The organism is Alloprevotella rava (assembly GCF_014195585.1).
In the GTDB taxonomy this organism is placed as follows: Bacteria; Bacteroidota; Bacteroidia; order Bacteroidales; family Bacteroidaceae; genus Alloprevotella; species Alloprevotella rava.
Genome location: NZ_JACICA010000001.1, coordinates 501,175 through 514,928 on the forward strand (window position 1 = coordinate 501,175; position 13,754 = coordinate 514,928).

At 41.0% G+C, this 13,754-nt stretch carries 12 protein-coding genes and 1 rRNA gene; 9 read left to right on the forward strand and 4 right to left on the reverse strand.

Annotation, left to right across the window (positions count from 1 at the left end):
- Window positions 1–161: 161 nt before the first annotated feature.
- Window positions 162–2,903: a TonB-dependent receptor gene (locus FHS60_RS01965; protein ID WP_244957393.1), complete on the reverse strand. Its 2,742-nt coding sequence runs from the start codon at window positions 2,901–2,903 to the stop codon at window positions 162–164.
- Window positions 2,904–3,474: 571 nt separating this feature from the next.
- On the opposite strand from FHS60_RS01965, the gene FHS60_RS01970 reads away from it, so the two are divergent.
- The 8 genes from FHS60_RS01970 (at window position 3,475) to glsB (ending at window position 11,827) form a co-directional block, all read left to right on the forward strand.
- Window positions 3,475–5,625, forward strand: a complete 2,151-nt coding sequence (locus FHS60_RS01970) for a Tex family protein (protein ID WP_183694269.1) — start codon at window positions 3,475–3,477, stop codon at window positions 5,623–5,625.
- Window positions 5,626–5,663: 38 nt separating this feature from the next.
- Window positions 5,664–6,095, forward strand: a complete 432-nt coding sequence (locus FHS60_RS01975) for a nucleoside deaminase (RefSeq protein WP_183694273.1) — start codon at window positions 5,664–5,666, stop codon at window positions 6,093–6,095.
- A gap of 1 nt (window position 6,096) precedes the next feature.
- Window positions 6,097–6,492 carry a YraN family protein gene (locus FHS60_RS01980; RefSeq protein WP_183694276.1) on the forward strand — a complete coding sequence of 132 codons (396 nt, stop codon included), beginning with the start codon at window positions 6,097–6,099 and terminating at the stop codon, window positions 6,490–6,492.
- Window positions 6,493–7,590, forward strand: coding sequence for a biotin--[acetyl-CoA-carboxylase] ligase (locus FHS60_RS01985; protein WP_183694279.1), 1,098 nt, complete (start codon window positions 6,493–6,495; stop codon window positions 7,588–7,590).
- Window positions 7,591–7,600: 10 nt separating this feature from the next.
- Complete coding sequence (locus tag FHS60_RS01990; RefSeq protein WP_183694282.1) at window positions 7,601–8,896, forward strand: MATE family efflux transporter; 1,296 nt, start codon at window positions 7,601–7,603, stop codon at window positions 8,894–8,896.
- Between the two features lie 77 nt (window positions 8,897–8,973).
- Window positions 8,974–9,684: a UMP kinase gene (pyrH, locus tag FHS60_RS01995; protein ID WP_183694285.1), complete on the forward strand. Its 711-nt coding sequence runs from the start codon at window positions 8,974–8,976 to the stop codon at window positions 9,682–9,684.
- A 287-nt stretch (window positions 9,685–9,971) separates the two neighbouring features.
- The gene (gene glsA / locus FHS60_RS02000) at window positions 9,972–10,814 is read left to right on the forward strand and encodes a lyso-glycine lipid O-acyltransferase GlsA (RefSeq protein WP_183694288.1); all 843 of its coding nucleotides are present in this window, start codon (window positions 9,972–9,974) and stop codon (window positions 10,812–10,814) included.
- Window positions 10,815–10,831: 17 nt separating this feature from the next.
- Window positions 10,832–11,827, forward strand: a complete 996-nt coding sequence (gene glsB / locus FHS60_RS02005; protein WP_183694291.1) for a glycine N(alpha)-acyltransferase GlsB — start codon at window positions 10,832–10,834, stop codon at window positions 11,825–11,827.
- Window positions 11,828–11,891: 64 nt separating this feature from the next.
- Here the strand turns inward: glsB and rd are convergent, their stop codons facing one another.
- The 3 genes from rd to FHS60_RS02020 are packed head-to-tail and all read right to left on the reverse strand — an operon-like array spanning window position 11,892 to window position 13,109.
- Window positions 11,892–12,056 (reverse strand): rubredoxin, encoded by a 165-nt coding sequence (rd, locus tag FHS60_RS02010; protein ID WP_009347521.1) that lies wholly within the window; start codon window positions 12,054–12,056, stop codon window positions 11,892–11,894.
- A 41-nt stretch (window positions 12,057–12,097) separates the two neighbouring features.
- Window positions 12,098–12,697, reverse strand: coding sequence for a superoxide dismutase (locus FHS60_RS02015; RefSeq protein ID WP_183694294.1), 600 nt, complete (start codon window positions 12,695–12,697; stop codon window positions 12,098–12,100).
- Between the two features lie 25 nt (window positions 12,698–12,722).
- Window positions 12,723–13,109 carry a hypothetical protein gene (locus tag FHS60_RS02020; RefSeq protein WP_183694297.1) on the reverse strand — a complete coding sequence of 129 codons (387 nt, stop codon included), beginning with the start codon at window positions 13,107–13,109 and terminating at the stop codon, window positions 12,723–12,725.
- Between the two features lie 357 nt (window positions 13,110–13,466).
- Here FHS60_RS02020 and FHS60_RS02025 point away from each other — a divergent pair.
- A 16S ribosomal RNA gene (locus FHS60_RS02025) occupies window positions 13,467–13,754 on the forward strand; the annotation flags it as partial.

Sequence of the window (13,754 nt, forward strand, 5' to 3'; positions counted from 1 at the left end):
GACAACAAAAAAACTGTTTTTTACTGGTGTAAGTTACTATCCCCAATTCAGTTTAAGGAAGTCTTTCTCCCCAAAAGCCGTGTGTCAATGTACAAAGACCATTGACACGCAGCTTGCATTGTTCTGAATTCGTTGAACTCACGTTAAGTATTACTAACACTTCAAAATATCCATGTTGCATTTAGCATAAAATATTTTGGAAGCGTCAGTTTATTCTTTTCTTGCCAATAGGAGGCGGTGGCTATTCGTTCGATACTGTTCAACTGATGGAGTAAGTCATAGGCTTCTAAACGAAAACCTAAATGTTTGCCAAAAGATTTACTGATGGAGGCATTCCATAGACTGCTACAGTGTCGAATGCCTGCCAAAGAATACCCCGACCGTAAGAATAGCGTGAAATCGGAGTTTATTTGGAAGTCATAGGGTAAATTGTAGTTAAGAAGGATGCCATTGACCCAGTCTGTTCCACCATAATGGTTAGCACGATTATTGGTTGCAGAGAGCGTCTGTACACCTGTTTTTAGATTGATTTGTAGTTGTGGCAGACGCCATGTTAAGCGTAGGTTGGCTTTGAAGTTTTCAGAGTTGGACGAGCCTCGCTCCATATTGGTTAGGGAGGTTGTGGTAAAATAACTTTGACGTTGTATCCAAGCTCCTACTTCAGAGCTAAGCATCCAGTGGTTTTGAGTGTCTAAGCTGCGGCTATAGCCAGCATCCAAACTGACAAGATAATTTCCACTAACGTTTTTTGGTGTGAGGGTATAGACGCCCGTGGCAGTGTTGAGCAGAGAGGTATAAACCACTTCGTTATGCCCTATTGAATAACGTGTGTTTGCATGCCACGCTTGAGCAGATTTTTTTGCTTTTGAGGAATAGTTCAGCTCGAAAGTGTGCTGCTGCGAGGGCTTTAAATGCGGATTTCCCTTATAGATTTGTTGCATGTTATAGGTATCAGTGATGTCGAAAAGTTGCGACATTTTTTGAGGGTCAACGCTCAAGTTATAATAAGCATATAGTCCAAAGGGGGACAACCACGTGAAAGAGGGAGTGAAAAGAGTGTAATGCTTCTGTATTTGTGTGGCACGTGTGTCGTTTGCCGTCCTTTTTTCAAAACTTAGTGGTAAACGAAGTAGTAGGATGTGACTATCCTTTATCCACTCCAAATCGCTCTGTAAATTATGCCTATTGTGCCGAGCATTATAGCTGTAAGAGTTGATAATATCAAACGGGATGTCTCTGTCTTGTTTTGTGTAAAGATAGGAATAACCATAAGATAGTTTCCATCGGAAGGCTTTTAAAGAGATTTCGTAATCTATCTTAGTTCCCAATGAGTATGTCTGAGAAGGAAGTGAAGCTCTGTTCTCTTTTATCATCCTGTCACTTACATTCCAGGTGAAGCGGTCGCCTCGATAGTGGTTAGACGCTTTTCCATCATAGAAAGAGGCATCTGTGTCTAGTGTGATAGTGTTTCCCGTTAGTGGAGAAACGAATTTTACCAAACCTCCAAGCGCTGTGGTTAAATTTTTGGTCATACCCGCGTCTTTTGATTGGGAGTCGCTAATAAGATAGGGCGCATATATCGGAGAACGTACAGAGTCTATAGGTATGGTAATAGCAGAGGGGAGTGTTTTCAAAAGAGCTGATTGGGAGGTTGTGTTTTGCTCAGTCTTTTGATATTCAAGGAGGGATTTAAATTCTATAAAGACTTTGCGTAATGGCAAAACAAAGCGACCATTATATTCAAAGCTATGCGAGCGATTGTCTCCAATAGTTTTCTCCAGTCCATCATAAGAAGTGCCATCTGTGAGGTAATGGTGACTCATAGTGCCGCTTCCTATTGTCTCAATCTGCTGTCCTCCTTTGAGCGAAGCTGTTATATAGGCTTTTGAGCGTAGGGATTGCCAATAAATGTCAGCTCCTCCCTCCTTATCTATAGTAGGCGAAGTTGAAAAATCCTCTATGCTCCAAGTGTCTCCCTCAGTAGGGCGGCGAGTATCTCCCACATTGTTGAGGCGCCCATAGGTTGTGAATCGTAAAATGTCGCTTGAGTGCATAGCAAAGCCTCGCAGATTGTAGCGACTATGAGTTCCTCCGCCAAGGCTAATGTTTCCCAGCCAACGACTATGATAGTCTTTGCGCAAACGCACATCCATAACCAAAGGGTCTTGCCTCCTATCTGTTGTGTCTTTCATGGTTAAATAGCTGTCTTCTGCGCCTCTTCTATAGACCTTTACCTTGTTGACTGCATAGGCTGGAAGATTGCGTAGAGCCACTGCTGCATCTCCGTTGAAGAAATCCTTACCATCGATTAGCAGACTGCTTACAAATTCTCCATTGACTAAGATCTGTCCGCCGTTTTTTAGCGAAACTCCAGGGAGTTGTTCTATGAGTTTATCCAAGAGAGAGCCATTGGATAACTGAAAAGCATCAGCATTATAGATAATTGTATCTCCTTTTACGAGCATCATCACTTTTGAGGCTTTGACCGTTGCCTCGCTAAGCTCAATCACGCGCTCTAGGGAGAGATCGCCAACTTCATAGAGGGTAGTTCTTTTCCTATATTGCTTTTCAGGAACAGTAATAGGATAACTCAAATCCAGAAACTTATCTTTTTGTACGAGCAATGTATAGTTTCCGAAATTAGGCACAGCCAAACTAAATTCTATCAAAACATCACCTCCTCCGTCTATGCCATAGAGTTTATAATAATCAACTGTCTTGGTGGAAGAAACAATGTCTCCTTGCGTGTTGATAGCCATAATTGATGCGTCCTCTATCGGCCTTTGGCTCAATTTTTCAACAACACGCCCATGAATATAGATGCTGTCTGTTTTTCCCTTTTGTTGTGCTATAGATATAGAGCTATATAGCGCAAAGAATGTGAGAAGAATTAATGTTTTCATTGATATTGTAAGATAAAAGCCTTGTATAAAGGATGGTCTACTTAGGAGTTCTGTAAATCTATGACTTTTGTAAAGATCTGTCACTATCAATAATTTTGAAATGTTTTTCCAAAAAAGTTAGATTGTTGAAAAGTACTTTGTTACGTTTGTTTTTTTGGGGGGTAAAATGGTGCTTTTAATTGTATAAGTGTACATTTCTGCTCCTTTTTTACGTTGAAAAAATAGGGTTTCTTTGTATTTACTTTCATGATTTACATGTTTATAGTTGTCAATAATTAGTTAAAAATAAAAGATGCTTCCATAAAGCTCGCTAGCAAATGTACAAAAAACTATTATGTTTTCTATTTTTAGGTATTTATATATCTTTTACGTTTATAGTATTGAAGAAAGTTTTTTAGCTCCAAAGTCTATACTAATGCTCCTCGTTGTTCTATTTTATAAATGTTGGATTAAGTGTATTGTTTATTTTTCTCTTTCTGTGATTATAATGTGTAGAGATGATAGATGTGATCTATTTTGAATGGCCTATCAAAACTTATTGTTATCTTCGCTCGATAAAAAGGATAGACAAATGGAGATTGCTAATATAATAGCGCAGCGGTTGAATGTCAACGAGCAGCAGGTATTGAGAACTATTAAACTTCTTAATGAAGGTGCTACAATTCCGTTTATCTCTCGCTATCGCAAAGAAGTGACGGGCGGATTGGATGAAGTGGAAGTGGCCGCAGTGAAAAATGAGAATGACAGGCTCTCTGAAATGCAGCATCGTAAAAAAACGATTTTGCTCACCATTGATGAACAAGGAAAACTGACAGATGAGCTTCGCAATCGTATCGAGAATTGTTGGGACTCAACAGTTCTTGAAGATATATATTTGCCTTATAAACCCAAACGACACACACGAGCAGAGAAAGCTCGACAACGCGGTTTGGAACCTTTAGCCGATTTGCTGATGAAGCATCCCGATGCGCGATTGGATACTCTCGTTGCTCCATACTTAACAGATGAAGTTTTGGATGAGGAAGCAGCTTTGCAGGGGGCGCGTGATATTATTGCGGAACGGGTGAGTGAGAACGAAGAAGTTCGAAACACTGTGCGTACATCTTATAGTCGTCAAGCATGGATTCGCTCTACGGTAGTGAAAGGAAAGGAAGAAGAAGCGCAGAAATATCGCGATTATTTCGACAATGCTGAACCGCTCTCCCGTTGTAGTTCTCACCGCTTGCTAGCGATGCGGCGTGGAGAAGCAGAAGGCTGTTTGCGCGTGAGCATAGCTCCGCATGATGAGGAACAAGCTATAGGTTTTGTGTTGCGAAAATGTGACGATCTCTTTGAGCATGGTCGTCCACAGTTCGTGCGAGAATCTTCACAACTTCATCTAGCTGCTGTAGATGCTTACAAACGTTTGCTTCGTCCTTCTATCGAAACAGAGTTTGCAGGGCAGAGCAAGGCTAAGGCTGATGCAGATGCTATTCGTGTGTTTGCAAGTAATCTCAAACAACTCTTGTTAGCTCCTCCACTCGGACAGCAGCGCGTTATGGGGATAGATCCTGGTTTTCGAACTGGTTGTAAAGTGGTTTGCTTGGATGCACAAGGAAATCTGCTCCACAATGAGACTATTTATCCTCATCCGCCTAAGCAGATGATAGGTTCTGCCATGAGAAAAGTGCGCAATATGGTTGAAGTGTATAAGCCTGACGCAATAGCTATCGGAAACGGAACGGCGGGGCGTGAGACTGAAACATTTATAAATAGTCTTAATCTTGGCGATGCTATTTCTGTTTTTTTAGTGTCGGAAGATGGTGCTTCGGTGTATTCTGCTTCGAAATTAGCCCGTGAAGAATTTCCTGATTACGATGTGACGGTGCGTGGGGCAGTCAGCATTGGTCGTCGCTTAGCAGACCCATTAGCCGAATTAGTAAAGATAGATCCCAAAGCAATAGGTGTTGGGCAGTATCAGCATGATGTGGACCAAAGCGAACTGAAAAAAACACTCGATTTAACAGTTGAAAGTTGCGTGAATTCTGTCGGCGTAAATCTCAATACTGCCAGTAAGAGCCTTCTTACTTATATTTCAGGATTAGGTCCAGCATTAGCACAAAATATCGTGGATTATCGTGCGGAAAATGGCCCTTTTTCTTCGCGTAAAGACTTGCTCAATGTACCACGCCTTGGCGCGAAAGCTTATGAGCAGTGTGCTGGTTTTCTTCGCATACCTGATGCTGTAAATCCTTTGGATAATACGGCAGTACATCCAGAGCGTTATGCACTGGTGGAGCAGATGGCGAAGGACGAACATTGCGATGTGCCCGAACTCATACGTTCTGCCGAAAAGCGCAAGGCGATAGATCTAAATAAATACTGTACGAATGCTGTAGGTTTGCCAACATTGAATGATATTATCTCCGAGTTGGGGAAGCCAGGAAGAGATCCGCGAGGTCATGCCACTGTTTTTCGCTTTGATGAAAATGTGAAGAGCCTGGATGATTTAAGAGTGGGTATGGAACTTCCTGGTGTTATAACGAACATCACAGACTTTGGCTGTTTTGTTAATTTGGGTATCCATAAAGATGGGCTTATTCATAAGTCGAACTTGGCAAATCATCGCGTGAGTAACCCTGCCGAGGTGGTACATATACAGCAGCGCGTTGTAGTTCGTGTGTTAGAAATTGATGAGTGCCGTGGAAGAATCGGGCTGAAATTGGTGACGAGTGAAAAGTAATAGATACTTATTTCTTATACCTTAGAATCTTTAGAATTATGACCGACGAAGATTATATGAAGAAAGCGCTTGCTGAAGCGCGACAAGCCTACGAAGAAGGGGAAATCCCTGTGGGCGTAGTGGTAGTTTGTAAAGACCGCATTATTGCTCGGGCGCACAATCTGACGGAAACGCTTCACGATGTGACAGCTCATGCCGAAATGCAAGCTATCACTGCTGCTGCTGATGCTTTGGGCGGAAAGTATCTCGATCCTTGTACGCTATATGTTACTCTCGAACCCTGTGTGATGTGTGCAGGAGCTTTGGGATGGTCACAATTGGGGCGTCTAGTTTATGGTGCAAGCGATGATAGGAGAGGTTTCTCTAAATTTGCTCCTGAAGCACTTCATCCTAAAACAGAAGTATGCAGTGGAGTGCTAGCAGAAGAATGCAGTGCTCTAATGAAAGATTTTTTCAAAAATAAGCGTTGATATGGCTGACCACAACAGGCTTGGCGCGCTGGGTGAGGAGGTGGCTTGTCGCTATCTGAGTTCTCTCGACTATCGCCTACTTGATCGTAATTGGCGTGTGGGGCATCTAGAGGTAGATATCATTGCCGATAATTATGGTGAGTTAGTATTTGTTGAAGTAAAAACGCGTAGTAGGGAAGGGGAGTTTACTGCTCTTGGGGCGGTTGATGTGCACAAACAGCGCAATCTAGCAGTGGCTGCAGAAGCTTATATGCAGGAACATTATCTTAACTGTTCTTACCGATTTGACATTATAACGGTGGTGGGTGAGCAAGAGCCTTTTGAAGTGACGCACTACATAGATGCTTATTCCGTGGATCTTACTCGGCGGAAACATTACATTCATAAATTTTATTAGATGATCAATATAGAACAACTGCGTGAGTATTGTCTTAGTAAGCGGGGGGCTTCTGAGAGTCTTCCGTTTGATGATACAACCTTAGTCTTTAAGGTTTGTAATAAGATGTTTGCTGTATTACCACTGGAGCGCGCTGATTGTATTGTGCTGAAATGTGACCCCGAATATGCTCAAAAGCTTCGGGATCATTATGAAGGTGTGGATGAAGCATTTCATTTTGAGAAACTGCATTGGAATGCAGTCTATGTGGAGCGTGATGTAAGCGATGAGCTCATTTTGCAACTCATAGATTTATCTTATGAACTGGTACTACATAAGTTAACGAAAAAAGCCAATATCGATTTTTTTGCTGAAGGTTTGCCGCCAGAAGTAGGTTACGTACATCTCAATGTGACTGACTCAATAATGCTCTATCTCCGAACGCCTGAAGTGCGAGAACGAACAGAAAAGTTTCTGCTTGTTGATGCTGATAAACAAAAAACAGGGAGGGGGCAACGAGGTACTCATTGGGAATCTGACAACGGAAAGAATATGACATTCGGTTTGTTAGTACATCCTAATTTCCTTCGGGCTGATGAGCAATTTTATCTTTCAGAAATTGCAGCTTTGGCAGTTGTTGATGCGTTGCGCCCTTATTGTGAGACGACAGTGAAATGGCCTAATGATGTATATTATGGCGATAAAAAAATCTGTGGAATGCTCTTAGAGCATGATTTGCAAGGTTCGATGGTAGCCCACACCATTGTGGGACCTGGTATCAATGTGAATCAACAGAGTTTTTTAAGTGATGCTCCTAATCCTGTTTCAGTGGCGCAGATTGTAGGTTTTGAAGTAAACCGATATCTTGTTCTTGAACGTTGGCTTAAAAGTTTTTTACATTATTATTCTCGTTTGGAAAAAGGAGAACGAGAAGCTATCAATGAGGAGTATAAGGCTTGTCTCTATCGTCGTGAAGGTGTGTATACTTATCGTGATGAAGGTGGAGAGTTTCAAGCAGAAATAGCCGATATAGAACCAAATGGACTACTGTTGCTGAGAGACGTAGAGGGGCATTTGCGGCGCTATACTTTTAAGGAAATCCAGTTTGTTCTTCACTAACAACAATTTTATGAATCGCCAAATTCTAAAAATTGCAATCCCAAGTATTGTTTCGAACGTTACAGTTCCCTTGCTCGGCTTAGTTGATTTGTGGATTTCTGGACATATTGGATCCGCCGATTGTATCGGAGCTATCGCTGTGGGCGGTATGATTTTTAATATGTTGTATTGGCTCTGTGGTTTCCTTAGAATGGGAACAGGAGGGTTCACTTCGCAAGCCTATGGCCGTGGCAATGTGGAAGAGATAAATCATATTCTCCAGCGCTCGCTGCGAATGGCTTTCGGTCTTGCTTTTGCCTTTATTCTGTTGCAGCAACCATTGCTTAGATTCTCTTTATGGGTGATGAAAAGCTCTCCAGACGTTTCAATCATGGCTGGCTCTTATTTCCGAATCCTCATATGGGGGGCGCCAGCTATGTTGGGTATTTACAGTTTGACTGGGTGGTTCTTGGGGCAGCAAAACGCTCGTGTACCAATGGTGGTAGCTATTCTGCAAAATGTTATCAATATATTGGTTAGTATGTTGCTAACGATGTATTTTGACTGGAAAGTGGAAGGTATAGCCGTCGGTACGCTAGTGTCGCAATGGATCGCTTTTTTTATGTATATGTTCTTCCCGCTTGCAAATCATCGTCCTATAGACGTTCTTTGGCGTAAGCTGTCATCTCAGGCGGAACTTCCATGGGGACGGTTTTTATCTGTAAATCGAGACATTTTCCTCCGAACACTTTGTTTAGTAGCTGTGCAACTCTTTTTTACTGCAACGGGAGCGGTTCAAGGTGACACGATTCTGGCTGCAAATGCTCTGCTCTTGCAGTTTTATATCCTATTTTCCTATGTGATGGATGGTTTCGCCTATGCGGGGGAAGCTATTGGAGGAAAAGCCTATGGAGCTAAAGATTTCTCAATGTTCCAAAGTCTTACTCGCTACCTTTTTGTTTGGGGAATAGGACTGATGCTTCTTTTTACTATAGTATATGTGATAGGAGGAAACGGACTTTTGCAACTCCTCACGGATAAGAGGGCCGTAATAGTCATAGCACAAGATTATGTGCCTTATGTAGTGTTTATTCCTCTAACTGGCTTTGCTGCTTTTCTCTATGATGGACTTTACATCGGCACAACGTCATCGCGCCTGATGCTAATCGCTGTCGCTCTAGCTGCTGCAAGTTTCTTCCTTCTTCGTTTTTTGCTTTTCCCTATGTTTGGTAATGGCGGTTTATGGCTTGCTTTTTTGACTTTTATGTTAGTAAGAGGTGGTGTGCAGGCAATCTATTATCATCGAATTTTTGGCATAAAAAACTAAATAAGGATCATTTGATGAGGCTTTTTATCATAGGATTCCTTAATTTCGCTTCTGGAAGTATTAAATATTGGAATAGAATGGCAAAATTCAATCGAATCTTATTGAAATTGAGCGGTGAAAGTCTTGCTGGCGAACAGGGTTTCGGCATAGATACACAGCGTTTGAACGAATATGCTCAGCAAATCAAGGAAATCCATGAAATGGGCGTACAGATCGGAATAGTTATCGGTGGTGGTAATATCTTCCGCGGTTTGCAGGGAGCAGGTAAAGGCTTCGACCGTGTAAAGGGTGACCAAATGGGGATGTGTGCTACGGTTATCAATTCTCTCGCTCTAAGCAGTGCATTAGGTGCAATTGGTGTAAAGAGTAGAGTTCTGACTGCTATTCGTATGGAACCGATAGGTGATTTTTACAATAAATGGAAGGCTTTGCGCATCTTGGAACGTAATGAAATAGTCATCATGGGAGCAGGAACGGGAAATCCTTATTTCTCAACAGATACTGGTTCTACTCTGCGTGGTATAGAGATTGAAGCTGATGTCATGCTGAAAGGTACGCGTGTTGATGGCGTTTATACAGCAGATCCTGAGAAAGATCCAACGGCAACAAAGTTTGATGATATTAGTTACGATGAAGTGCTTCAGCGTGGATTGAAAGTGATGGATACTACCGCCATTGCAATGGCAAAAGATAATGACTTACCTATCTATGTTTTCAATATGGATAAAGTGGGTAATCTTAAAAAAGTTCTTGAAGGAGAAAATCTCGGAACATTTGTACATGCCTAAAATGTTCCTAATATAGTTTAGGCATTTAATATGGAAATGTGCTAAAGCGGAAGCATGGAAAGAGAGTAAAGGTTTTGCTTGAAAAAAGTGGGATCATCGTAACTTCGATCATGCTTCCTTTTTAGTACATTTCTTCTTTTTACCGTCTTGATACGGCATATCTTATTTTCAAGTGAAGTAAACTTTCTATTGTCCATACCCGTTAATCTGAAGATTTTATTACTATTTTTGCAAAACTAAACGAGCAATAATGGTGTTCGTTGATGTTAGAAGTTGTAAAGATATTTATGTCTGACCATATTTATTTGATTGACCTTGATAAGGTTATACGCGACAAGATGGGTGAGAAGGCCCGTTTTGTTCCCCGTTTTCTTATCAATTATTTGAAGCGGATTATCCATCAAGATGAACTCAATGTGTATTTGAAGGATGAAGGAGAAAAACAGGGAGTACCTTGGCTTTGGGATTGTGTTCGTTTTTTGGATATGAACCTTAATGTTGTGGGGCGTGAGAATCTTCCTCCAGCAACCGAAGCTGGACGCTATACTTTTGTCAGTAACCATCCGCTAGGGGGGCAAGATGGTGTGGCACTAGGTGCTGTTTTAGGAGAACATTTTGAAGGTCATGTGAAGTATCTAGTTAACGATTTACTCATGAATCTTCATGGACTTGCTCCTCTTTGTATTCCAATAAATAAAACAGGTTTACAGAGTCGGAATTTCCCTGCTATGGTAGAGGCTGGATTTCATTCAGATGACGCCATCATAATGTTCCCTGCTGGCTTGTGTAGTAGGAAGAATAAAGGAGTGGTACGCGATTTAGCTTGGCAGAAAACTTTTGTAACAAAGAGTGTTGAGACACATCGTGATGTGATTCCTATTCATTTTAGCGGCTCCAATAGTGAACGCTTTTATCGTCTCGCCAATATCTGTAAAGCCCTACATCTTAAGGTTAATATTGCGATGCTTTATCTAGTTGATGAGATGATGAAAAATCGTCATAAGACATTTACAATCACCATTGGTAAACCCATTCCATGGCAAACCTTTGATAAAACTCGCAAGCCTGTTGAGTGGGCTGAATATGTGCAGAATGTTGTCTATAATTTGAACAGAGAAACAACCTTTTAGGTTGTATGAAAAAGTATATGGAAGAAGAAATCATAGCTCCTATTGAACGTCGTTTGTTGAAATCTGAACTTACACAGGATCGTAAGTTACGCTCAACAAATAAAGGCGGCAATGAAATTTATGTTGTAACGTGGCAACAAGCCCCTAATGTGTTGCGTGAAATTGGTCGTCTGAGAGAGATTGCTTTCCGCACTGCAGGAGGGGGAACTGGATTAAGTTGTGATTTAGACGAGTTTGATATGTCTGATCACCCTTACTACCAACTGCTTGTTTGGGATCCAGAAAATGAAGTGATTCTTGGTGGCTATCGTTTCCTTCCTGGTAGCGATTGGAAATATGACAATGCTGGACAACCTATTCTTGCAACAAGTCACATGTTTCATTTCTCAGAAGAGTTCATTCGCGACTATGCACCGCGTACTACGGAATTAGGACGTTCTTTCGTAACGCTGGAATATCAAAGTAGTCGTGCAATGACCAAAGGTTTGTTTGCATTGGATAATCTTTGGGATGGTTTGGGCGCTCTTACCGTGATTATTCCTGAATTGAAATATTTTTTTGGTAAAATGACGATGTATCCGAGTTTCGACCGACCCGCTCGTGATATGATACTTTACTTTCTAGATAAGCATTTTGGCGATAGAGATCATTTGATTATCCCAACTAACCCAATTAAACTAGAAACAGACGCTTTCTTCTTAGAACGTCTCTTTGTGGAAAAGGATTTTAAGGAAGACTACAAAATATTGAATAAGAATGTTCGTGCTAGAGGTTATAATATTCCTCCTCTCGTTAATGCTTACATGAATCTTTCGCCGACAATGCGCTTTTTTGGTACAGCGATAAATCATGCTTTTGGAGAAGTGGAAGAGACAGGTATTTTGATTGCCGAAGATGAAATTCTAGAGGAGAAACGTAGACGCCATATCGATAGCTTTTTAAAGGAACATCCAGATTGGCAGCGCGACTTAAGCCAGATTCTAATGATAAATCGACATCATTGTGATGAATAAAAAAGGAAGGATTCCTGATGGAATTCTTCCTTTTACTATAAGTATGTGTATTAGTTTGTAGCTTTTATTCTTCAACTACTTCAAAGTCGTCTTTACCAACGCCGCAGAGAGGGCATACGAAATCTTCGGGTAAATCTTCAAAAGCAGTTCCAGGCTCAATACCTGCATCTGGATCTCCAACTTCTGGGTCATATACCCAGTCACATACTGTACAACGATACTTTTTCATTTTGTGATGTCTTACTTTAGTGTTAATTTAATAACGTGTAATTAATAATAGATGTTGAAAAGATTTTTCTCCATGCGCTGTTCTACTAGCTGCCAGTCCGTCAACTCCCATACGGCTTCGCAAAAGTCCGCACGGCGATTTTGGTAGTCTAGATAGTAGGCATGTTCCCAAACGTCTATAGTCATAAGCGGAGTCATGTTCTTTTGTAGTGGATTACCTGCATTTGTCATCGCTTCAATGTTTAATTGATTGCGTTCGTTGTATGTAAGCCAAATCCACCCAGAACCGAATAATCCCGTAGCTTTTGCCATCAATTGGTTTTTGAAATTATCTATACTCCCATATGTTGCTATCAATTTCGCTTTCAATGTGCCGCTGATAGGTTTTGCAGTGGGAGATAAAGTTTCAAAGAAAAATGTGTGATTCCATACCTGGGCAGCATTATTATAAATGGCACCATTGGCCGTTCTAACAATTTCTTCTAAACTCTTATCTTCAAATTCTGTTCCCTTGATGAGCTTGTTTAAGTTGTCTGTGTAAGCTTGGAGATGTTTGCCATAATGGAACTTCATCGTATCCTCACTTATCCTAGGCTTCAATCCATCAAGAGGATAGTTGAGCTTGGGCATTTCATGCTTCATAGACTATGGCGTTTATATTGGAATGCTAAGATACAGCATTTTCTATTATCGTCCAAATATTTTCCTGCCTTTTTATAATTGTAGGTGAAATTTTGTTCCTTTTTGATTCATCCCCAAAATGCGTTAATATTATCCTTTCGTTATATAATAAACTCAATATTCTCTTACCAACAAAAAATACATAGGAGAGCGTTCCTACCCACAAAAGCTCACACTCCTTATAATATAGCTTCACCACAATAAGCCTGTGAGCTGACGCAATAAGGGCGTGAGCTGACATCCTTATTGTATTTTCAAACGCAATAAGGAAACCAAAGCTTACTTCTATTATTATAGTAGCCCTCTTCAAAAAAAGTTGTAATAAAAAGCCCAGAAGCTTCAGAAATCTTGTTTGTTTTGTTAATATATACATAATCAGTATTTTACGCATTTGTGAGGTTTATCAGCCCCTCTGAGGCACCCGTCGTTTTCCCCCAGAAAAGCTCCGATTTGAAACTTTTTTCGAAAAAAAGTGCAGTATATTCTTTGCTATTCCAAAATCTCGTAGTACTTTTGCATCCGCAACCGAGAAACGGGGGTTATTCCTTGTGGTTGTCAACTGTGATCTTTGAAAGAATTGACATAAACTTTTAAGAAGAGAAGTACAAGAAAAGAAAGAACAAGATGCAGAAATGTATCATGTTCGGGTAGAATTGTAGAAATCAACCGTTAATTTTCTTATAGATACGGACGTTCTGAGTAAAACAGAAAATAAAACAAAATCATAATTACAATGAAGAGTTTGATCCTGGCTCAGGATGAACGCTAGCTACAGGCTTAACACATGCAAGTCGAGGGGAAACGACATTGAAAGCTTGCTTTTGATGGGCGTCGACCGGCGCACGGGTGCGTAACGCGTATCGAACCTGCCCTTTACTCAGGGATAGCCTTGCGAAAGTAAGATTAATACCTGATAGTGTTGTGATGAGGCATCTTGTTGCAACTAAAGATTTATTGGTAAAGGATGGCGATGCGTCTGATTAGGTAGTAGGCGGGGTAATGGCCCACCTAGCCGACG